This window comes from Thalassolituus hydrocarboniclasticus, assembly GCF_025345565.1.
Classification (GTDB): Bacteria; Pseudomonadota; Gammaproteobacteria; order Pseudomonadales; family Oceanobacteraceae; genus Venatoribacter; species Venatoribacter hydrocarboniclasticus.
This window is the reverse complement of sequence record NZ_CP054475.1, coordinates 59,096-80,057: the sequence shown is the minus strand read 5'-3', so window position 1 is coordinate 80,057 and position 20,962 is coordinate 59,096. Positions and strand designations below refer to the sequence as shown.

Annotated in this window: 21 protein-coding genes; 6 read left to right on the top strand and 15 right to left on the bottom strand. The window is 54.9% G+C overall.

The annotated features are described in order from the left end of the window. Positions 1-127: 127 nt before the first annotated feature. Together cueR and HUF19_RS00365 are read right to left on the bottom strand one after the other, a co-directional pair. Entirely contained in the window at positions 128-538 is a 411-nt protein-coding gene (gene cueR, locus HUF19_RS00370) for a Cu(I)-responsive transcriptional regulator (protein ID WP_260997995.1), read from the bottom strand. 113 nt (positions 539-651) lie between these two features. Beyond that, complete coding sequence (locus HUF19_RS00365; protein ID WP_260997994.1) at positions 652-1,506, bottom strand: hypothetical protein; 855 nt, start codon at positions 1,504-1,506, stop codon at positions 652-654. Positions 1,507-1,715: 209 nt separating this feature from the next. On the opposite strand from HUF19_RS00365, the gene HUF19_RS00360 reads away from it, so the two are divergent. Both HUF19_RS00360 and HUF19_RS00355 read left to right on the top strand, forming a co-directional pair. Further along, on the top strand, positions 1,716-3,422 hold the full coding sequence (locus HUF19_RS00360) for an SPM autocatalytic domain-containing protein (protein WP_260997993.1): 1,707 nt from the start codon (positions 1,716-1,718) through the stop codon (positions 3,420-3,422). 167 nt (positions 3,423-3,589) lie between these two features. Then, on the top strand, positions 3,590-4,057 hold the full coding sequence (locus HUF19_RS00355; RefSeq protein WP_260997992.1) for a hypothetical protein: 468 nt from the start codon (positions 3,590-3,592) through the stop codon (positions 4,055-4,057). Positions 4,058-4,068: 11 nt separating this feature from the next. Here HUF19_RS00355 and HUF19_RS00350 read toward each other — a convergent pair whose 3' ends face one another. The 3 genes from HUF19_RS00350 to HUF19_RS00340 are packed head-to-tail and all read right to left on the bottom strand — an operon-like array spanning position 4,069 to position 5,553. Then, on the bottom strand, positions 4,069-4,362 hold the full coding sequence (locus HUF19_RS00350) for a PA4642 family protein (RefSeq protein WP_260997991.1): 294 nt from the start codon (positions 4,360-4,362) through the stop codon (positions 4,069-4,071). Positions 4,363-4,413: 51 nt separating this feature from the next. Further along, complete coding sequence (trmB, locus tag HUF19_RS00345; RefSeq protein ID WP_260997990.1) at positions 4,414-5,142, bottom strand: tRNA (guanosine(46)-N7)-methyltransferase TrmB; 729 nt, start codon at positions 5,140-5,142, stop codon at positions 4,414-4,416. A gap of 18 nt (positions 5,143-5,160) precedes the next feature. After that, positions 5,161-5,553: a DUF423 domain-containing protein gene (locus HUF19_RS00340; protein ID WP_260997989.1), complete on the bottom strand. Its 393-nt coding sequence runs from the start codon at positions 5,551-5,553 to the stop codon at positions 5,161-5,163. Between the two features lie 212 nt (positions 5,554-5,765). Between HUF19_RS00340 and ubiD the strand changes: the two genes are divergently transcribed. From ubiD to HUF19_RS00320, 4 genes are all read left to right on the top strand, one after another. Next, on the top strand, positions 5,766-7,262 hold the full coding sequence (gene ubiD / locus HUF19_RS00335; protein WP_260999527.1) for a 4-hydroxy-3-polyprenylbenzoate decarboxylase: 1,497 nt from the start codon (positions 5,766-5,768) through the stop codon (positions 7,260-7,262). Further along, on the top strand, positions 7,259-8,299 hold the full coding sequence (locus HUF19_RS00330; RefSeq protein WP_260997988.1) for a 2Fe-2S iron-sulfur cluster-binding protein: 1,041 nt from the start codon (positions 7,259-7,261) through the stop codon (positions 8,297-8,299). Before ubiD ends, HUF19_RS00330 begins: the two co-directional genes overlap by 4 nt. A gap of 34 nt (positions 8,300-8,333) precedes the next feature. Continuing rightward, positions 8,334-9,161, top strand: coding sequence for a mechanosensitive ion channel family protein (locus HUF19_RS00325; protein ID WP_260997987.1), 828 nt, complete (start codon positions 8,334-8,336; stop codon positions 9,159-9,161). Between the two features lie 120 nt (positions 9,162-9,281). Next, entirely contained in the window at positions 9,282-10,556 is a 1,275-nt protein-coding gene (locus tag HUF19_RS00320; protein WP_260997986.1) for a substrate-binding protein, read from the top strand. A 262-nt stretch (positions 10,557-10,818) separates the two neighbouring features. Here the strand turns inward: HUF19_RS00320 and HUF19_RS00315 are convergent, their stop codons facing one another. The 10 genes from HUF19_RS00315 to HUF19_RS00270 form a co-directional block, all read right to left on the bottom strand. Then, positions 10,819-12,009, bottom strand: coding sequence for a heme biosynthesis HemY N-terminal domain-containing protein (locus HUF19_RS00315; protein ID WP_260997985.1), 1,191 nt, complete (start codon positions 12,007-12,009; stop codon positions 10,819-10,821). After that, positions 12,006-13,151, bottom strand: coding sequence for a uroporphyrinogen-III C-methyltransferase (locus HUF19_RS00310; protein WP_260997984.1), 1,146 nt, complete (start codon positions 13,149-13,151; stop codon positions 12,006-12,008). Before HUF19_RS00310 ends, HUF19_RS00315 begins: the two co-directional genes overlap by 4 nt. A 74-nt stretch (positions 13,152-13,225) precedes the next feature. After that, positions 13,226-13,999: a uroporphyrinogen-III synthase gene (locus HUF19_RS00305; RefSeq protein WP_260997983.1), complete on the bottom strand. Its 774-nt coding sequence runs from the start codon at positions 13,997-13,999 to the stop codon at positions 13,226-13,228. A gap of 5 nt (positions 14,000-14,004) precedes the next feature. Beyond that, positions 14,005-14,946 carry a hydroxymethylbilane synthase gene (gene hemC / locus HUF19_RS00300; RefSeq protein WP_260997982.1) on the bottom strand — a complete coding sequence of 314 codons (942 nt, stop codon included), beginning with the start codon at positions 14,944-14,946 and terminating at the stop codon, positions 14,005-14,007. A 111-nt stretch (positions 14,947-15,057) separates the two neighbouring features. After that, positions 15,058-16,398, bottom strand: a complete 1,341-nt coding sequence (locus HUF19_RS00295; protein ID WP_260997981.1) for a hypothetical protein — start codon at positions 16,396-16,398, stop codon at positions 15,058-15,060. A 22-nt stretch (positions 16,399-16,420) separates the two neighbouring features. Further along, positions 16,421-17,038 (bottom strand): HAD-IB family hydrolase, encoded by a 618-nt coding sequence (locus HUF19_RS00290; protein WP_260997980.1) that lies wholly within the window; start codon positions 17,036-17,038, stop codon positions 16,421-16,423. Continuing rightward, complete coding sequence (locus HUF19_RS00285; protein ID WP_260997979.1) at positions 17,038-17,793, bottom strand: SDR family oxidoreductase; 756 nt, start codon at positions 17,791-17,793, stop codon at positions 17,038-17,040. The genes HUF19_RS00290 and HUF19_RS00285 overlap by 1 nt, the downstream gene beginning before the upstream one ends. Further along, positions 17,790-19,091, bottom strand: coding sequence for an FAD-binding oxidoreductase (locus tag HUF19_RS00280; RefSeq protein ID WP_260997978.1), 1,302 nt, complete (start codon positions 19,089-19,091; stop codon positions 17,790-17,792). The genes HUF19_RS00285 and HUF19_RS00280 overlap by 4 nt, the downstream gene beginning before the upstream one ends. Next, complete coding sequence (locus HUF19_RS00275) at positions 19,088-20,077, bottom strand: lysylphosphatidylglycerol synthase transmembrane domain-containing protein (RefSeq protein ID WP_260997977.1); 990 nt, start codon at positions 20,075-20,077, stop codon at positions 19,088-19,090. The genes HUF19_RS00280 and HUF19_RS00275 overlap by 4 nt, the downstream gene beginning before the upstream one ends. Continuing rightward, positions 20,062-20,931 (bottom strand): decaprenyl-phosphate phosphoribosyltransferase, encoded by an 870-nt coding sequence (locus tag HUF19_RS00270; protein ID WP_260997976.1) that lies wholly within the window; start codon positions 20,929-20,931, stop codon positions 20,062-20,064. The genes HUF19_RS00275 and HUF19_RS00270 overlap by 16 nt, the downstream gene beginning before the upstream one ends. Positions 20,932-20,962: the final 31 nt, after the last annotated feature.

Below are 20,962 nucleotides of genomic sequence, written 5' to 3'. Positions count from 1 at the left end.
GAAGAATTGTGAAGTCAAAAGCGGCGTGCCTTCTATCCTGCAAAAGATTGAAGCTGATACCTTATCGCGTTAAGCCGTGGCACTTTTATAAGAAAAGCCGGCATGAAATAACCTGCCGGCACGGGGTTCAGCCGGCGGACCCACCCGCATCATCTGCCGCCAGCCTGTCGAGAATCGCGCAGTGCGACTGATCATCGCCGGAACAGGCGGCCACCATATCCTGCAAGGTGCTGCGCATGGCATGCAGCTCCTGAATTTTATGTTCCACTTCCTGCAGATGCTGCCCGGCCAGTGCCTTAACCTCACGCGCAGAGCGCTGCGGATCGGCCCATAGCGTCAGCAGCTCACCGATTTGCGGCAGTGAAAACCCCAGCAGCCGTGAACGGCGGATAAACCTCAGCATTTCCACATCCTGTGCAGAATACTGGCGATAACCCGCCGCAGTACGCGCTACCTCAGGCAGCAGCCCACTGCTTTCATAGTGGCGGATCATCTTTGCCGATACACCGGCCTGCGCGGCCGCTTCACCAATGTTCATGACGACTCCGGTTACTTAATACCGTCATCATGGTACAGAAAAACTTAAGCAGGAAAGAAATAAGATGGGAAAAACCAGCGGACAATTCCGCTGGTTTTTGATGCAGCAAGATATCAGGGCAGCAGATCAAGCACGACCTGACCGGAAGCACCCAATCCATTACTGGCAGTCACGGAGTAGTTATAACGCCAGACATCCGGGCCTTCTTGCGAGAACTGAACGCTCTGTTCACCCAGAGTAAAACTGTTAACAATTTCACCGGCATGGCCATTCTGTCCGACATAGGCTTCCAGATAAGGTGGTATTACGGCTTCGGCCACATAAAGTTGCAGATCGTTTTCATGACTCAGGGCCACCGTACGATACCCTCCGGTTTTGTTTTCAATAAAAGCACAGTGAATAGCAGAGGTACTGTCACCTTCGGTATCTGACCAGTTAAGCGAAACAGAGCCAACGCTGTCGGTACGATCACTGACTTTATAAAAATCCAGTTCAATCGTAACGTTTTCCTTATAGTAGGAAGCGGAGCTAAACCTCACCGTTCTGGACCCACTGGCTTTATAAGTCAGGTGACGGGTTGTCTCAATTAAGAATTCGCGTCCGGCTTTTTCGCGTTCGGTCACAATCTTACCAATGGTGATATTCATAGGGTCAAAACCACCATTGCAGTTCGCCATTTCCCAACCACCACCTGCCTCCGCGCTTCTGTTACGGATAATCAGGGTTTCAAGACGACTTGATTCAGCAATATTACTGATCTCGACGTTCACCATTTCTGTGCGTTCCTGGCGAATATTCACAACACCGACCCAACTTCCGGCGTAACCACTACCGTTCAATTGTTCTGAAGCTGCAATATAAGGTGCCGGATTAAAGCGCTCTACGCCGGAAGAATCAGAACTATCACCCGCGCCACCACAAGCGGTCAGTAATGAGACAGAGACGATAGCAAGGGAGAGGTATTTCACAATCTATTCCATTAGTTATTTATTGTTTTCACGATAATAACGATGAGCTCTGATCAAGCCAAGTTTTCATTAGAAATCTGCAGATTTTCAGCAGCCATATGCTATAGAACAACAATTCATGAACAGCTATTTATCAATACGTTAATCATCTTAATGTTATCAACAGCACGGCCGAAATCCTGTGCATAACCCGCCAAAAGGAAACGGCCATGAAGATTGTTCAGTCGCAGGTTCAGCTCAGTGCTCAGCAAAAAGATCTGTTATTAAGCGCACGCCTTACGGGCATGTCGGTGAGTGTTCCGGCAGGTGATGGCGAGCATGACGGCAGCAATCCCGCCAGCGGCAGCAGTGCCAGTGCCGGCATTCAGCTGTCGCTGAGCACCCGTACCGAAAGCAGCCAGGCAGTGAGTCGCAGCAGCAGTGTGACCCATGCCGATGGCCGTCAGCAGCAATCGTCTTCAGCCTACCTGGCACAACAGCTGACCGAGCAGACCACCCAGCTGAATGTCGTCGTCAGTGCTGTGAATGCCCGGCCGGGCAGCGCTGGCCTTGGCATACAGGTCGAGGTACAGAGCGTATTGCAGGTTGAACGCGAAGAGTCGCTGGTCTTTGAAGCGCTGGGTCAGGTACAGACCGAAGACGGCCGTCAGATTGATTTTATGCTGGCGCTGGATTTCAGCCGTTATACCCGCGCCGAGCAGACCAACCTGTTTCAGGGTCAGCTCAACCTGATCGATCCGTTAATGATTAATCTGAACGGCGGTGCGGTCGAGCTTTCCGACCAGAGCTTCAGTTTTGACCTGAACGCCGATGGCCAGAATGAGAACATCGCCCGTACCGCCGCCGGCAGCGGTTATCTGGTATTCGATAAAAACAACAACGGCATTATTGATGACGGCAGCGAAATGTTCGGCCCGCAGAGTGGCAACGGCTTTGCCGATCTGGCGCAGTACGATGACGACGGCAACGGCTGGATTGACGAAAACGATGCCATCTTCAGCCAGCTCAGCCTGATGGAATTTGATGACGAAGGGCCAACCCTGCGCTCCGCCGCGGAAGCCGGTTTAGGCGCATTTTTTCTTGGTTCTGCCGCGTCCGATTACGAGCTGAAAAACGACGCGGGCCAGGTGCGCGGAGTGATTGCCCGCTCCGGTGTTGCGCTGAATGAAAATGGCGAAGCGCTGTTGCTGCAGGAAGTGCATCTGAATACTCCGCCTGAGCTGCCGCAATACGCCATTAGCCGCGGCAACCTCGCCCTGAGCAGCGAACAGGGCACAGTTAATCTGCAGTCGCCGCTGAGTTTTTTTCAGTTCGATAACGAACTGCTGAACCGCCGCGATGAACAGACGCGGGTACAGCTGCACTTTGAACCCGATCAGGATGCACAACTGGTGGCCGCAGGCCCCCTGCCGGGAACAGCCGCCGCTGGTCATCATGCCAGTAACGGCACTCACGACAACACCCTCAGCAACAACACCCTCAGCAACAACACCCACAGCAACAACACCCACAGCAACAACACCCACAGTAATAACAACGGCAACGCCGGCAACAACACCGGCAACAACGCCATTCAGGGTCATGCACCCCGCCCGAATGCGCCCCTTTACGATGATATGCAGCCGCGCCGCATGAATATGCGCCAGTGGGCCGCCGATGCCATTAACCGCTACCACAGTGAAGAGCAGCGCAAACCCAGTGGTAAAGATGCCCATGTGTATGTCGATATTCCCGACCCGGTGCAGGCCACCCCGCTTAACCTGCGCGACGAAGTCGGTGCCGGCAGCAAAGATATGGACAACAAACTGAAAGCCCTGCGCGCCACCATTGAAGAATTAAAACAGATGCGCGAGCAACAGCAGCAAAGTCAGAAACCACTGGCGCTGTATCAGGCCATTGGTCATTTGCAGGGATAAAAACCGAACTGAAAATCTGCACAAAAGCGGCGGCCTGCTACCGCTCTGGCGGACAGCCCCTGCCGCTTTTTTTCCTTTAAGGCCGCAGTGCAGAGCAAGACCGCAGCCTGCAGCGCCATGGCATACATACTGCTTTCTGACATAACCATCAGAAAAGGAGGCAGGGTATGAACATTAACCGCACGGAGGCATTTGCCGCCATCAGTCAGAACCCGGGTACAAAAAAGGAAAAAAACAGCAATACGGTATTTGCCGATCTGTTGCGCGCACAACAACAGGCTCAGCCTGCGACAGAACCTGTCCGTGCAGTAACAGCCACATCGCCTGTTGCCGCTGCGGCACAGAAACCGGCAACGTCCGCATCCGTAGCAGAACCAGAAGCCAGTTCAGAAAAAAGCGCCGTACAGGAATTCCGCGACTACATGGCAATGAGCGATGCCGAAAAAATGCGCGCCGCCGTGCTGAAAGAAATGGGCCTGACCGAGGAAGAGTTTGAACAGCTGCCACCGGAAGAACAGCTGGCCATCGAACAGAAAATTATCGAGCGACTGAAGCAGGAAACCGGCGTCAGCGATACCGGCTTTAATACCAAAGCCATCAGCCTGTTACTGCAGGAAGTACCGCAGCCAGGCTGAGCTTATATTGCTTATTCAGCACCCGCCACACGCAGTGCCGCAGCATACTCTTCGCCTTTGCTGTGGCTGGCGATGGTTTGCAGAATGGTTACGCCTTCGGCATTTTTCGCATTCAGGTTATGGCCTTCGGCTTTAAACAGCTCCACGTATTCGGCAAACACTTCCGGCACCATATGACGGTAAGCGCGGATGGCGGCAACGTAATCAGCATCGCTGCCGTCATAGCTGTTGGCGCTCAGAAATTCACGCAGCTGCGCTTCTGACCACTCACCACCAAATACTTTTTCTTTATCTTTCTTCTGCATGATTTGTTTCCTTATTTAAAGTCGGATGTCGGTGTCGTCGGACGTCCGACGTCAGTCTGTTTTTCTGAACATCATATCCCACACCCCATGCCCCAGCTTCTCACCACGGTTTTCAAACTTGGTCAGCGGGCGGTGCTCCGGACGCGGCACGCAATTGCCCTTACCGGCAACGTTTTCATAACCTTCGGCTACATCCATTACTTCCAGCATATGCTCCATATAGGGTTCCCAGTCGGTCGCCATATGGAATACGCCACCCGGCTTTAAAATACGGCGGATGGTCTGGGCAAACTCAGCCTGCACAATGCGGCGCTTATGGTGCTTTTTCTTGTGCCACGGGTCAGGGAAAAACAGCTGCACGGTATCGATGCTGTTATCCGGCAGCAGCTTCAGCACTTCGATTGCATCTTCTTTATAGCTGCGCAGGTTAGTGATGCCGGCTTCTTCCGCCAGATACAGCAGCGAACCAACACCCGGCAGATGCACTTCCACACCGATAAAATCTTTTTCCGGCGCGGCGGCGGCCATCTGCACCAGCGACTGGCCCATGCCATAGCCGATTTCCAACACCACGTGGCCGTCACGGCCAAACACCTCAACCGGATTAATCGCACCCTGCGCCAGTTCGAGACCCATCACCGGCCACTGCCGTTCGAGAGCGCCTTCCTGACCTTTGGTTAAACGCCCGGCACGGATAACAAAGCTTTTGATACCGCGGCGGTAAACCGGTTTGTCGCCTTCCGCAGCCGCAGCTGCCGGATTTTCATCATGTTCGCTCACGATAACCTGCCTGAATAATTACAAAGAGTGTGAAGGGATTTTCAGCTTAACGGCAGCCACCAGCAACGCCGACCAGCCCAGCAACCAGCTGACGCCGCCCAGCGGTGTGATCATGCCCAGCGGCCGCACACCGCTCAGCGCCAGCAGATACAGACTGCCGCTGAACAGAATCAGACCCAGCAACATCAGCCGCGCCGACCAGCTCAGCCAGCGCGATGGCTGCACCTGCAGCCACAGCGATAAGGCCAGCAGAACCACAGCATGAATCAGGTGATACTGCACCGCGGTCTGGTACACCGTCAGCATATCAGCGCTCAGTACGCCCTTCAGACCATGCGCTCCGAACGCGCCCAGTGCGACACCGCTGAAGCCTGCGACGGCAGCCGCTGCCAGTGTATTTTTTGCCTGCATAAAAAACCCCCTGCGGTTTTGGCCGGCGATTATAAAGGAGCCGGGCGGTCAGGTCATATCTGCGGCACCTCTGAATAATTCTGCACAGCTTCCCGTGAGTGCAGCAGAGTACTTTGGACAAGACGTCGAGTGCAGTGAATGATGGCTCCTTCGTGAGATCGACAACACCATTAAAACGCTTTGCAGCCCACGTATTGGGAAGCTCTGGTATGATGCCGGCAGTTGAAAAGCCTGTGGAAGTGCCTGTGAAATACACCGACCTGCGCGACTTTATTAAATCGCTGGAAAAACGTGGCGAACTGAAACGCATCCGTTATCCGGTTGATCCGCATCTGGAAATGACCGAAATCGCCGACCGTGTGCTGCGTGCCGGTGGTCCGGCGCTGCTGTTTGAAAATCCCAAGGGTTATGACATGCCGGTTCTGGCCAACCTGTTCGGTACCCCGAAACGGGTGGCGCTGGGCATGGGTGAAGAGTCGGTGGAAGCGCTGCGTGATATCGGTCAGCTGCTGGCGTTCTTAAAAGAACCTGAGCCACCCAAGGGCATGAAAGACGCCTGGGAAAAACTGCCGATCTTCAAAAAAGTGCTGTCGATGGGGCCGAAAGAAGTGCGCAAGGCGCCCTGTCAGGATGTGGTGCTCGAAGGTGATGACGTAGATCTGAGCAAGATTCCGGTACAGCACTGCTGGCCCGGCGACGCCGGTCCGTTAATTACCTGGCCACTGGTGATTACCAAAGGGCCGCATAAAGAACGTCACAATTTAGGTATTTATCGTCAGCAGGTGATCGCTAAAAACAAAGTGATTATGCGCTGGCTCAGCCATCGCGGCGGCGCGCTGGATTTTCTTGAGTGGCAGAAGGCCCATCCGGGCGAACCTTTCCCGGTGACTGTCGCGCTGGGCGCCGACCCGGCCACCATTCTCGGTGCAGTCACGCCGGTGCCGGATACCCTGAGCGAATATGCCTTTGCCGGCCTGCTGCGCGACAGCAAGACCGAGCTGGTAAAAAGCATCGGCAACGATCTGCTGGTGCCGGCCTCGGCTGAAATCGTGCTTGAAGGGGTGATTCATCCGGGCGAGATGGCGCCTGAAGGGCCATTCGGTGACCACACCGGCTATTACAACGAGGTCGATGAGTTCCCGGTATTTACCGTCGAGCGCATTACCCACCGCAAAGACCCTATTTACCACAGCACCTACACCGGCCGCCCGCCGGATGAGCCGGCCATTCTCGGAGTGGCGCTGAACGAAGTCTTTGTGCCGATTCTGCAGAAGCAGTTTCCGGAAATCGTCGATTTCTATCTGCCGCCGGAAGGCTGCTCCTACCGCATGGCGGTGGTGAGCATGAAGAAACAATACCCGGGTCATGCCAAGCGCGTGATGATGGGCGTGTGGTCTTTCCTGCGCCAGTTTATGTACACCAAGTTTGTGATTGTGGTGGACGACGACGTGAACACCCGCAACTGGGAAGACGTGATCTGGGCCATCACCACCCGTATGGACCCGGCGCGCGATACCACTTTGATTGAAAACACGCCGATTGATTACCTCGACTTTGCCTCACCGGTATCGGGCCTGGGCTCGAAGATGGGTCTGGATGCCACCAACAAATGGCCGGGTGAAACCAGCCGTGAATGGGGCACGCCAATCGTGATGGATCAGGACGTGAAAAATAAGGTCGACGAAATCTGGGATCAGCTGGGGTTATGACGCTCTATACCGTCACCTTCCGGCCATCCGGGGCGCGCATCCGCTGTGCCCCGGATCAGACCATCGCCGAGGCCGCGCTGCAGCAGGGCGTGATCGTGCCGGTCAGCTGCGAAAACGCGATCTGCCAGATCTGTCAGGGGGAAAGGCTTGCCGGAGCGTTCAGCTTTCGCAACTCTCTGGGTCAGACCATACTTGAGCAAGACAATCAGGTATTATGCTGCGTCGCCCAACCCCAGACCGATGTTGAGATATATATGGCCGATGTTTACGCCCCCAATCACAAGCCACAGGTCAGCCTGGCCTGTCAGATTCCTGCCGTGGAACTACTGGGCGATGATATCTGGCGCATAGAATTACTTACCCCGGCCGGCAAGAGCGCCGATTTCTGGCCCGGCCAGTACCTGCTGCTGCACGTGCGCGACGAACAGGGTAACGAAGAGCAGGTGCCGTTCTCCATCGCCTGTGCACCGGGCAGCATGAACAACACCGACCCGCGTAAGATAGAACTGCACATCGCTAACAGCAGCGACAACGCCCTGCGCATTATTAACTTCCTGCGCGACGCCGTCGTAGCACGCGTCACACTGCCGGCGGGCGATTGCTTTATCAGCAAACTCTTTATTCAGCAGCACAAAGATCAGCCACTGGTGATGGTGGCGGCCGGCAGTGGTTTCTCACAGATCAAAGCCCTGATCGAAGGCGCGCTGGCGCTGAACCCACAGCAGGAAATTCACCTCTACTGGTCCAACCGCAACAGTGCCGGTTTTTATCTGGCCGATCTGCCCCTGCAGTGGGCACAACAGCATGCGAACTTTCATTACCACCCGATTATCGAACAGCACAGCGAAGGCTGGCATGGCCGCGCCGGCTGGATTTATCAGGTGATTCACGAAGACTTTGCCGATCTGAGCCAGGTACAGATGTTCGCCTGCGGCTCACCGAATATGGTGTACGGCACCCTCGATCAGCTGGCACCGCTGGGTCTGACCCGTGGCAATATGCACTCCGATGTCTTTGCCTATGCACCGCGCGACTGACGTTTTTATTTTTACCTGACAACCAGGAGCTTCTATGAACTGGACCTTCACCGTTAATCCGCAGCAATTGTGGGAAACCTATATTCTGCCCTGGGGTACGCAGATCGTACTGGCGCTGCTGATTTTTATTATCGGCCGCATGCTGGCCGGTTTTGTTACCCGCGCCACGACCAAAGGGCTTGAGCGCGCCCGCCTCGATCCGATTCTGGTCAGCTTTCTGGCCACGGTGATGAACAGCACACTGGTGCTGCTGGTTATTGTCTTTGCCCTGTCACAACTCGGGCTCGACACCACCTCGCTGGTTGCCCTGCTCGGTGCCGCCGGTCTGGCCGTTGGTCTGGCGCTGAAAGATTCGCTGTCGCACTTTGCGGCCGGCGTCATGCTGATCGTGTTCCGGCCGTTCAAGCTGGGTGATTATGTTGAAGTAGGTGGTGTGGCTGGCTCGGTGGATAAAATCACCATTTTCAGCACCCGCCTGAAAACTCCGGATAACAAAGTCGTCACCGTGCCAAACGGCAATGTGTTCGGCAACACCATGGTGAACTACTCCGAAGAAGCGACACGCCGTATCGATATGGTGATCGGTATCAGCTATGGCTCCGACCTGCTGAAAGCGAAAAGCATTCTGGAAGAACTGGTCAAAGACCACGACAAAGTGCTGAAAGATCCGGCTTATAAAATCGCCGTCTCCGAGCTGGCCGACTCTTCGGTGAACTTTATCGTGCGCCCCTGGGTAAAAGCCGAGGACTACTGGGATGTGCGCTTCCAGCTGACCGAAAGCATCAAGCTGCGTTTTGACGCCGAAGGCATTGAGATTCCGTTCCCGCAGATGGACGTGCATTGGCATAAAGACGTCGCCTGATCTGAAAACTGGCCCGAGTGGCACAATTTGCCACCGACCTTTGTCTATCCGACGAATAGATAAAAGTCATTTGTGCCATGCGGGAGGATGATAGCGGGCTGACTTTCAGGAGAGAGCCCTATGCCCGCTGCATTCATCCGCACCACCATCTGCCTGCTGCTGGCACTGCCATTTGCCATGCCGCAGGCTATTCAGGCCGCCCCCGCCGGGGAAAGCATCAAACTTGGTCTCAACTATCCTTCCAGCGGACGCTACAAAGAACAGGGGCTGGCTCAGGCACGCGGGGCCCTGCTGGCCATCGAAGAGATCAATGCCGGTAAAGGTATTCTGGGGCGTCCGGTCGAGCTGCTGACCGCCAACTCTGCTTCCAAACCCGATAAAGCCGTCGAAAACGTCGATGCCCTCGCCGCCCAGAACGTCGCCATGCTGTTTGGCGGTTCATCCAGCGCGGTAGCCATCGCCGCCGGTAAGCAAGCCGCCAAACACGATCTTCTGTATTTCGGTACCCTGACTTATGCCAACGAAACCACCGGTGCCGAAGGGCATAAACACATGTTCCGCGAAACTTATAATGCGCACATGGCGGCCAAGGCGCTGGCGTCTTATCTGAATGACAGCCTGCAGGGCAAGAAACTGTTTTATCTGACGGCTGATTACAGCTGGGGCTGGTCGACCGAAGAATCACTGCGCACCTTTACCAAAACCACCGACACCAGTGCTCATCCGGGCGTACGCGTTACTTATCCGCGTCCGCGCGACAGCGATATGCGTACCGCACTGGAAGCGGCGCGCGACTCTGGCGCCGATGTGCTGATGCTGGTGCAGTTTGGTGATGATATGGCGCTGGCGCTGCATGCAGCACAGCAGATGGGACTGAAAGACAAAATGACCATCATCGTACCCAACCTGACTCTGGGTATGGCCAAGTCCGCCGGCTCCGGCATTATGGAAGGCGTTATCGGTGCGGTGCCCTGGTGCTGGCAGGTGCCTTACCGCTACGACTTCCCTCGCGGCAAAGCCTTTGTTGAGGCTTTTGTGAAAAAATACGGCGCTTATCCGTCCAGCTCTGCGGCATCCGCATACAACATCGTTTATCAGTTTAAGGATGCCGCCGAACGTGCAGGCTCAGTGAACACCGGCAAGCTGATCAAGGCGCTGGAAGGCCATCGCTACAGCAGCCTGAAAGACGAACAGGAATGGCGTGCCTTTGATCATCAGAACGTACAGAGCGTCTATGTGGTTCGCAGCCGTCCGCGCAACGAGATTCTGCAGAGCCATCTGCATGAGGATTTCTTTGAGATTCTGGCTCATCTGCCGGGCAATGAAGTTGCGCAAAGCCTGAGCGAGTGGCATGCCGAGCGTCGTGCAGCAGGCCGCGCCCTGGCGCTGGAATAACGGGCGATATTCCTGTTGATCGCGGGCATGGCCCGCTCCTACCGGACTGATGCCCCCCGATATGACGGCACTTATACAATCAGCGCCGCATGTAGGGCGGGCACTGCCCGCGAGACTGCAAGAGCGACGGTCTGTTGTGGGAGCGGGATTTTACCGCGATGGCTGTGATCGTGACTGAAAGTCACTCCTACAAAAAACCGTTCCTGCACAAAACCGTTCCTGCACAAAACGGTTCCTACAGCAGAAACCTCTCCGACCTGTGTTAACGCAGCGCCAGCTGAAAGTGCTCACAGGCGCGGGACTCATTCCCTTCGGCCAGCAACACCTTACCCATTTCCGCATGCAACTCCGGCAGGCCTTTAATACGCAGACCGGTCTGCAGGTATTCCTGTGCCTTGTCGAGGTCATTAAGGCGCAATGCCAGACGACCCAGAATCAGCAGCAATTGCGGATCGTTCGGCCGCTCCTGCAACTGCTGCTCAGCAAACAACAGCTGGCGGCTGGCGTCTTCGCCTTTCAGCGTGCCGTACAGGCTGATCAGCTCATCGTGCCAGACGTATTTCAGTGCATTGCGCAGCTCATGCTCGGCCAGCGTTTCTTCGTTCTGTTCGATCAGCAGCTCAATATAGCGACGGGTGATCGGCAGCGAATAACGCAGCTGGCGGGGGATATCGTGATACAGGCGCTTCAGCTCCGCCACGCCCTGCCCCGGACGCTGGCTATGGCCGCGCACCGCCCGTTCCAGCAATTGCAGATGAACGTTCTCTTCCAACTCTTTGATCTTGTCGGCCGGAATTTTGGTGGCTTTGCGCAGCAGCGGCAGCAGCTCATGCAGCGCCACCCAGTCCTGCAGGTCGAGATAGGTTTTGACCAGCAGTTTCAGCAGATAAGCATGTTTCGGATGTTTCTGACGCAGGCGTAACAGCACCGCCAGCGCCTGTTCTTTCTGGCCGCGCGAATTCAGCAGCTCAGCCTGGGTCAGGCCAACGGCCAGCTCGGCGCCTTTGGTGCTCTGACTGGCGGCTTTCAGCCATTCATCGGCGGCTTCCATTTTGCCCTGCTCGTAAGCCGCGCGGGCAGCGGCCAGATAGTTGATTAACGGCGTATCTGAATCGTCGGCGCTCAGGGTCAGCAAGCGTTCTGCACGGCGCCACTGACCCTGCGCCAGACTCAGCAGGCCGCGAGTGGTCTGCCGGCGGGCACGCTGGTTACGGCGCTGGCGGCGCCATTCGTTAAAACGCCAGTCGCTGCCCAGCAACAACAGGCTGAAGCGCAGCAGGGCGTACATCGCGATCATGGCCAGCAGCGTCAGGCCAATATAAACCCAGATATTGGTTTCCAGCGTGTAATTATTCCAGCTGAGCAAGACATAGCCGGTGTCCATTCTTACCAGGGTGCCGATCATCAGGCCCAGCCCCAGTGTAATAATCAGCAACAGCAGCCATACCCTCATGCCGCATCCTCCGCTGCAGGCATTACCGTACCACGGCGCTGCTGTTCAACCAGGCTCTGCAGTTGCTGCAGCGAGCGGCTGATATCCGGCAACGCCGGGGCAACGTTCCACTGCTGCAACTCCTTCAGCGCAGCATGAGCGGCACGGGTACGTTCATCATCGATAATCAGGTAATCCTGCAGCCAACCGGCAACACGCTTAAGGCTGTGCTGGTACAGGTCAGCCTGCTGACGCAGAAGTGCTACCTGCGCCTGCTCCAGCATCAGGTGCATATTCTGCTGCAGGTAATACTGCTGATCCGGCGTCAGTGGCGCCGCTACCGGTGCACTGCGTTCACGGATACGGATAACGCCCTGCAGCGTGCTGGTGATTCCCTGCCACCATTTGTCAGTCGCGCTGTCTGTAGTGTTGGCAGATTCATCGGCTGCAGAGGCCGTTTCTGCAACAGGCTGATCGGCAATCAGGCGGTCAGGAATCCACGGCAGCTGAGTAATCTGTTCCTGCAGCGCCTGCACCCGCAGTACGGCGCCGGTCAGGTCGATGGCCGGTGCCGTACGCAGCGCCAGCATTTCTTTTGCCAGCGTGGCGCGTACCGGGCTAAGACGTGGATTACGGGTTTCGGTCAGGACATTGTCGGCCGCCTGCAACATGCTCAGCGCACCATCCCAGTCACGCTCAAGCTGTAAGCGCTGATTGGCCATACGCAGCAGATATTCGGCTTCCGCCAGCAGCCAGTCCTGACGCTCAGCGCCCGGCAGCTTACCCAGACGGTCGGTATTATGTGCAACCTGTTCCTGCAGCTGTGCCGACTGTTCATTCAGGGCTTTGGCCTGCGCCAGCAGTTCGGCTTCTTTGGCGCTCAGAGCTGCCGCGTTGTTCTGCGCCTGATCCACCCGGTCACGCAGTACTGCCAGCTCTGCGGCAGTATTCTGCTGCTGCGCCCAGCTCAGCCAGCCGGCATAGGCGGCAAGGGCAAACAGACCCAGCATCAGTACCAGATTGATCCATGACAGAGGGTGCGGACCATTGCGCTGCGCGCTGCTGGCAGGAGCCTTTTCCTTCGCGGCTCTGGCCTTTACTGGCTTGGCAACCGGGGCGTCTGCGGCAGACTGATTATCCGTTCCCTTCTGTTCTGTGGTCACTGTCGGAATCCTTTGCTGTATCAATGGTTAATGTTTTTATTGTCTGCCGGACGGTTGCCCTGACGCCCTTTTAATTACTGCGCTGACACTTGCCACTGCTGCAGGCAAGCCAGCATATCTTCATCACGGGCACTGGCAGCCACCAGCACTTCGCGGTAACCGCGGCTGCGGGCCAGATCGGCAAGACGTTCACCGGGCAACATAATGGCACTGACGCGCTGAGCCAGATCGGGCACCTGTTGCTCAACAATATCCAGCGCCTGATTGCTGCTCAGCAGCAGCACCGGCTCACCGGCCAGCGTGTCGGCCCATTGCTGTGCGCTCCAGGCGATTTCACGGCGCTCATACAGCTCCGCGTAATCGACTTCGGCACCACGGGCAGTCAGCTCTGACGCCAGTTTTTCGCGCCCGCCGACACCACGCCAGAGCAACACTTTACGGCCAGCAATCACATCGCTCTGCATCACCGGCAGCTCCAGCAGGCCTTCGCTGTCGTAGGTTGTCACGGGTGAATGCACACTGAAACCTTCCCGCTGCAGTACTTCGGCGGTACTTGGCCCAACCGCACACCAATGTATACCCAGTGGCGGCTGCGGCCAATAACGGTCGAGCCAATCCAGACCAATAGCAGCGGCATTCATACTGATGGCGATCACCGCGGTGTAGTGGTCAATATCCAGAATACGCTGGCGCAAACCACTGGCCACCGCCTGTTCGTCGTCGGCCAGCGGCACTATGTTAATCAGCGGATGGTGGCGTACCGGAAAACCGCGGGCACTCAGCTCAGCGATCAGCCCACCCGCCTGACCGTCCGGGCGGGTAACAACGATGGGGACAGCAGCGGCCACGGTCATTACTTCACGTCATGGCCGTAAACGGCGGACAGGATAGCACCGGCGCCCTGAGCTAACAGGTCTTCAGCCGCCGCAATTCCCATGGCTTCGGCATCTGCGGCCAGTCCGCTCTGCGCCGTACGCAGCATGGTTTTGCCATCCACACTGCCGACCAGTCCGCGCAGGCTGAGCGCATTTCCATCCAGCTCGGCGTAAGCGGCAATCGGCACCTGACAGCCACCCTGCAGGCGACGATTAAGGGCGCGCTCGGCCAGCACACAGGCGGCGGTTTTATCATCGTGCAGAGGTTTTAACAGCTCATGGATGGCGCTGTCATTGGCCCGCCATTCGATGCCCAGGGCACCCTGGCCACCAGCTGGCAGCGATTGTTCGGCAGGAATAAAGGAGGCAATGCGGTCGTGCATTTCCATACGCAGCAGACCCGCGGCGGCGAGGATGATGGCATCGAACTCACCGGCATCGAGCTTGCTCAGACGGGTCTGCACGTTACCGCGCAGGCTTTTGATAATCAGATCCGGACGCTGCTGCTGAATCTGACACTGACGGCGCAGGCTGGACGTACCGACCACCGCGCCCTGCGGCAGTTCATCGATGGTTTTGTAGTGGTTAGAAACAAAGGCATCGTGCGGGTTTTCGCGCTCGCAGATAATGCCCAGCTCCAGACCTTCGGGAAATTCCATCGGCACGTCTTTCATCGAGTGCACAGCGATATCGGCACGGCCGTCGAGCATCGCAACTTCGAGTTCTTTCACGAACAGGCCCTTGCCGCCGATTTTGGCCAGCGGCACATCGAGGATTTTGTCGCCCTGAGTGGTAAAGGTCACCAGCTCAACCACCAGCCCCGGATGCAGCGCTTCCAGACGGGCCTTGATATGTTCGGCCTGCCACATGGCAAGCGGGCTTTTACGGGTAGCAATGCGGAGCGTGGTTACGGCAGACATGACATTCCTTAACGCGGGTCAGGCCGGGCCTGACAATGAATTCAGAAAGTAATGCCGCATCATACCAGCGGGTGGCAGTCTGCCCAATGACACAAAGCAGCCCCTTGTTATCTATCTACCTGATGTCAGGGTTTCTGCTGCAATCTGTTCCTTATAGTGCTCAGCAAACCGCAGACCATCAGGGAAAATCTGCACGGTTTTACCATCATCAGATACAACGGGACGCTCGACCGTATTCAACCACTGTAATCCTCCGGAACCGGAGACCTTTTCAAAATGCTCCGATTTATAGAACTGCGGAAACATGTACTTCAGCGGCTGAACGTCACATAAGCGATATACGAACAGGCTTTTGCCATCGTAGTGAAAAGTGTCCAGCTCACAGGCAGCTGAAAGTCTGGACGAATCAGACTGGTGCTTCTGATAATACATATTGCCAAGCGATAAGGCATACAACATAACCCCGATGCAGACGCTGTATCCGATGACACGCGTCTTGGTTACAGACAAGTCATGTATAAAACTGAAAGTCAGCAGACATAGCGGAATAAAGATCGGTATGAAGTAATGGTAATACCCCCGCCCGGTTATCTGCGACTGCACAAAAGACAACACTGCCCATATCAACAAGCCGGCGGTAAAACGAACATCAATATCCGGCCTACCTTCTTTCATGCGCACCCCACAGAGCAGGATAAGCACGACTAACAGCGTCCAGAATTTAGACGGTACTTTCAGCAGATTCCGCTCCCCCCCCGAGTGCTGCAGGTTACGCAGAATCGTCTCGTACAGGACATCAACACCATAACCATTGAAGTACATGTACAGCAATGCATGTACAAGCAGAAAAACGGAAGCAGACACAACGGCAAACAGCAGCACCGGCTGCCAGCGTTTCTGCATCAACCAGACGGTGACTGCAACACCGAGAATGTCCAGTGCAGCTGTATATTTGACTCCCACAACCAGCGCAGCAGCCAGAGAAGCAGCCAGCCATTGGCCACGTAACAGGAAAACAAATGCAAACAGGATGAAGGGGATATAAATGAGTTCTGAATTCGTTCCGGTCAGTCCCTTGGCAGAAAAAAGAGCAAGCATAACCGGTACAAACAGGATACTCAGACGTTCGCGAAAATGATTCCAAGTGTACATCAGGGCATAAAGCAGCAGCAGCGCCTGCAGAATACGCAGCAAAGCAAATGAGCTGCCAAAGCCGGAAAACAGAGAATAATAAACGTATAGCAGCGGAGGCTTATGATCGAAAATATCCCGGTACGGAACCAGACCATCAGACCAGCCTTTGGCAATCTGGAAATACAGCTCCTCATCCCAATCAATCTGATAATCGGCGACAAAAATCCGCAATGCGACAATGATAAAAGACGCCAGCATTGCCCAATAAAAAAGCGTCTTGTCATGCTGGTGCGGCAGCAATTTTGCCAATGCTTTCATCTTCCTTTTTTCTCCGCGAATTCTACTTAATGCGAATAAACGCCTTGCCACGCCATAACCAACCTTCATCAGCGAAGTTCAGTAAAGGCAAATCACCACTGGTATCACCGTATGCATAAATACGCTCCGGCGTACGTCCATTCAGCCAGTTTTTAACCTGGACTACTTTTTCCGGCCCATAACAGTTATTTCCATCCAGTCGGCCTGATACGCACCCCTCAGCATCTACTGCCAGTTTCGAGCAAAGAAGCCCCATTCCCTGAGAATCAGTCCACGCGCGCAGGTAAATATCCAGCGATGCACTGACCAATACGCATTCATGTCCCTGCCCCTGATGCCATGCAAGCTTTTCCATTCCTTCCGGACGCAGCAGTGCCGGAATACCCGTCCTGGCAAAGGAACAACCCTCGGCATATAAAGCATCCTGACGATGCTCAGCAAGATAGCGTCTAAGAACCTTCTGCTTCGCCACATCATTCGGAATAAGTTTCGCCACATAACCCAGTAATACCGGACTGAGCAGCAACAAATCAGAGAAAAACCGCCAGTTACCCACGTACTGACGCAGGAAAGGCAGCATTGTGTCACGACGGGTCAGGGTCCCGTCAAAGTCAAAAAACGCAACTGGCGTGTTATTCATTACAGGGAAAGCCGTTTAAAAATACGTTCGGGAATGCTACGAATGATGAGCATAATGCCAGCCCAGAACCAGGGCAGATAAACTTCATCCTTGCCCTTCTGCATACTTTTAATAATCCCTCTGGCGATGGTTTCCGGCTTAGCCCAGAGCGGGCCGCCTTTATCAAAGCCGGCCGTCATCGGGGTATCAACAAAACCTGGTTTGATGGTCACCACACTGACACCGCTTTTAGACAGGCGATTACGCAAACCCTGCATAAACAGAGTCACCATGCCTTTCGCCGCACCATAAACATAATTACTCTGTCGTCCCCGGTCACCGGCAACCGAGCTGATTACCGCCAGAACACCCTGCTGCTGCTTTTCGAAACGATTTGCCAAAATGGTAAGCAGGCTGATAACACTCAGAGCGTTTAACTCAATTTCCTGCAGCGTAAGAGCGACTGATTGCTCGCACGCCGCCTGATCCGGCAAGCTGCCATGAGCAATAAGTACAGCATCCAGCCCTCCTAACTCCCGCTCAGCTTCAGCGATTAGGTTTTCATGTCCACTGCTGTCTGTCAGATCAGAGCTGATACCTGCAACCTTCTGATCACCGCCACAGCGAACCTGAAGATCGGCCAGTATCGCCTGCAGTTTCTGTTCGTTACGGCCAATGCAATAGAGAGAAGCTCCCTGAGCAGTTAATTGCCGTGCTGTCTGTTCGGCAATTGCCGAAGTTGCCCCAAGAATCAGGACGCGTTTTAGTCGGTTCATAACGTAACCCGTTGCCAGAAATGAGATGAAAAAGCCGGATCGATATATTCTGAAAACCGCTCCCATTGCGGAAATCCCGAGCGGAACAATGACGCAGGCATACGCGCATCCTTTGCCGGATATAAAGCACCACCAGCAGAGGTCACAATGGCATCCAGTTCGGTAAACAGACGCAATGTCCGCTCACCTTTATCGGGGAAGTCCAGTGCTAGTGTTGCTCCCGGACGCGGAAAGGACAGCATGCCTGCTGCCGGCCGGTCGCCAAAGGTTTTCAGCACCGCCAGAAATGATCCTTGCCCGCTGCGTGCAATTGCATTCAGTAACTCCGCGATTGCAGTCGCAGAAGCCTCTGGCGGAATAACGCACTGATACTGATAAAAACCACGCCGGCCATATATCCGGTTCCAGTCACCAATTGCATCAAGCGGATAAAAATAAGGCACATAATGCATCAGCCCGCCCTGAGGCTTGGTTGGCTGGCGGTAATACAAAGCATTAAAAGCGGTAAGACTCAGGCGGTTAACGAGAGAAAGTGGTGGATCGAAAGGCACTCTTTTGGTTTTCTCACGAAAGACAGGGAGATCCGTACGCATTCCGGCGTGATCGGCGGTTAAAAGAATCCCACGTCCCTGACTATTACCCTTCGACAGGCAATCAATCCAGGCGACCGCATAAGGACTATTAGCTTCGGCAGCCGCATTAAGCTCCCAGAACTCGTCCAGATTACGGAAGCGGACCGATTCCGCCCACATCCATTCATTACGGATAGGCATCAGCTGTAATTCAACCCAGCTGATCAGACCGGTAAGGCCCAGACCTCCGATCGTAGCAGCAAAGAAGGCTTCGTTTTGATCAGGGCGGCACTCCAGTCTGCTGCCATCCGAGCGAACAAGCTCAAAAGCCCTGACATGGTGGCCGAAGCTACCTTCTACATGGTGGTTTTTGCCATGTACATCGTTAGCCAGTGCACCACCGACTGTTGCGTAACGGGTACCGGGGGTACTGGGTAAAAACCATCCCTGCGGTGCGGTAAGCGCCAGAACCTCGGCCAGAGTCACCCCGGCTTCGCAACATAAGACACCATTTTGCCTGTCAAACCGGATAAAACGATCCAGCCCCCTGCACATCAGCTGCGAGCCCTCCGTCAGGCAAACATCGCCATAACTGCGACCATTACCGTAGGCAAGTGCAGCACCAGACTGATCACTCAGAACCGCCGCAAGCTCAGATCGAGAAGACAACCAGAGTCGCTGTTGTGGCTGGATACTGGGGATACGGTTCCATGATTGCCCGGTCATAACACTTCCCCGTTATTCTCATCCGGGAGAGCTTCGCCATGACGACTGCGGATCAGGGCAACAAGACCGATAAATACGGCAAACCATAATGTTGCCAGACGAATAAACACCGTCGCAGCAATCGCTACCGGCATCGTCATACCCTTAAGTACCAGTAAGGAAATCATCACGGCTTCCGCGCTCCCCAAACCGCCAGGCAGAAAACTGATGGCACCGGCAAGAACCGACAATGCATAAATAAAGACGGCAAACGACAGCGATATATCACTGCCTAACCATTGCAATACCCAGTAAAAGGCCAGAGCTTCGCCTCCCCAGGCTACAACACTCAACAGGGTTGCAATACATAACAGCCATGGCGAATGACAGTTGTGCGCATCTTTAAGCAAAGCGACACCGGCCCTGAATGCACCCTCAAAGCGTCCGCTATAGGTTTCGCTGCGCTTCAGCAACAGAGAATGAAAACGACGGCTGGACAGGGCCACAAGCATGGCGAGAATTGCGACAATGCCAATCAGCACAAGATTCTGAGCCTGGGGGTACTGACTCAGTCCCAGCAAAGTCAGCAGCACAATGGCAATAAGATCAGACAACCGCTCACTGACAAAAGCTGCCAGCGTTGCAGGCAGCGGCACTCCGCGCTGCTTGAGCAAAACGCCACGAAAAGCTTCTCCGGCCTTGCCAGGAGTGGTGGTTAAAGCAAAGCCACTGAGATAAATACGCAGACTGGGGCGCCAGGCAACCTTATGCCCCATGGATTCAAGATACATTTGCCAGCGGATAAAACGCAGGCCGTAATTCAACAGGGACAGTGCCAGCGCGATCAGGGTTCCGGGAAGGCCGATTTTCCAGAAAGCCTCCACAACATCCTGCCATCCCGAATACAGTGAGATAACAAGATAGCCACCAACAGCCACAACCACTGAGATAATTAATGCGCGGAAACGCCATCCGGCAAAGTAACCCGCGGTCACGACAACACCCACAAAGTAACGCCAATCCAGGAAAACACGGTCAGGAGCAAATGTCCGTCCGTCAGCAGATCTTTTGCCGTGTCCGTTCCTTTGGCCTGATGATGCAGCAGGAACAGATAACGGAAAATGCCATAAATAACAAAAGGCAGAGTCCAGATCAGACTGTCACTGCCATGCAGTGCCGTTGTCTGCGGAGACACCGTATAAAGTCCGTAGGACAGTACCGTGCAGGCAGCCGTCACCGCGATAAACTGCTCCAGCATCGCCGGACTGTAGTCATCCAGCACCCGGCGGGTCTGATTACCATCGGCGCCACTGTTCTCCAGCATCAGTAACTCTGCGCGGCGCTTGGCAAAACCGAGAAACAGCGTGACCATCAAGCCGCAGAGCAATAGCCAGGCTGAAGGAGTAATCCCAAGACCCAGAGTACCGGCCAGAATCCGCAACATAAAACCCGCAGAAATAATGAAAACATCGAGAATAACAACGTGCTTCAGGCGCCATGAATAGAGCACATTAAGCAGCAGATAAATCGCGGTGAAACACTGTGCTTCCAAACTGACGAAGGCAGCCGTTACCAGAGAACTGGCAACCAGTAATACAAACAGGCCCTTAGCCATTGCAGGCGACACTTTTCCGCTTGGTAATGGCCGGCTGCGTTTAACCGGGTGCGCACGGTCAGCCTCGATATCCATCAGATCATTGAGCACGTACACGGCACTGGCCATAAAACAGAAGGCGACAAACGCCAATAATGCGCTGCTGAGTGTCGGAATATCCCACTGGTGGGCGAATAAAGGTCCAACCAGAACAAAGCCATTTTTTATATATTGATGAGGCCGCAAAAGTTTAATGATTGCTTGCATCGGTATTCCATAAATAGATGGGGGTCAGCTA

Coding starts and splice junctions, on each gene's coding strand:
- cueR (WP_260997995.1), bottom strand. CDS start 538: ATGAACATTGGTGAAGCGGCCGCGCAGGCCGGTGTATCGGCAAAGATG.
- HUF19_RS00360 (WP_260997993.1), top strand. CDS start 1,716: ATGAAGATTGTTCAGTCGCAGGTTCAGCTCAGTGCTCAGCAAAAAGAT.
- HUF19_RS00355 (WP_260997992.1), top strand. CDS start 3,590: ATGAACATTAACCGCACGGAGGCATTTGCCGCCATCAGTCAGAACCCG.
- HUF19_RS00350 (WP_260997991.1), bottom strand. CDS start 4,362: ATGCAGAAGAAAGATAAAGAAAAAGTATTTGGTGGTGAGTGGTCAGAA.
- HUF19_RS00340 (WP_260997989.1), bottom strand. CDS start 5,553: ATGCAGGCAAAAAATACACTGGCAGCGGCTGCCGTCGCAGGCTTCAGC.
- ubiD (WP_260999527.1), top strand. CDS start 5,766: ATGCCGGCAGTTGAAAAGCCTGTGGAAGTGCCTGTGAAATACACCGAC.
- HUF19_RS00330 (WP_260997988.1), top strand. CDS start 7,259: ATGACGCTCTATACCGTCACCTTCCGGCCATCCGGGGCGCGCATCCGC.
- HUF19_RS00325 (WP_260997987.1), top strand. CDS start 8,334: ATGAACTGGACCTTCACCGTTAATCCGCAGCAATTGTGGGAAACCTAT.
- HUF19_RS00320 (WP_260997986.1), top strand. CDS start 9,282: ATGCCCGCTGCATTCATCCGCACCACCATCTGCCTGCTGCTGGCACTG.
- HUF19_RS00315 (WP_260997985.1), bottom strand. CDS start 12,009: ATGAGGGTATGGCTGCTGTTGCTGATTATTACACTGGGGCTGGGCCTG.
- hemC (WP_260997982.1), bottom strand. CDS start 14,946: ATGTCTGCCGTAACCACGCTCCGCATTGCTACCCGTAAAAGCCCGCTT.
- HUF19_RS00295 (WP_260997981.1), bottom strand. CDS start 16,398: ATGAAAGCATTGGCAAAATTGCTGCCGCACCAGCATGACAAGACGCTT.
- HUF19_RS00290 (WP_260997980.1), bottom strand. CDS start 17,038: ATGAATAACACGCCAGTTGCGTTTTTTGACTTTGACGGGACCCTGACC.
- HUF19_RS00285 (WP_260997979.1), bottom strand. CDS start 17,793: ATGAACCGACTAAAACGCGTCCTGATTCTTGGGGCAACTTCGGCAATT.
- HUF19_RS00280 (WP_260997978.1), bottom strand. CDS start 19,091: ATGACCGGGCAATCATGGAACCGTATCCCCAGTATCCAGCCACAACAG.
- HUF19_RS00270 (WP_260997976.1), bottom strand. CDS start 20,931: ATGCAAGCAATCATTAAACTTTTGCGGCCTCATCAATATATAAAAAAT.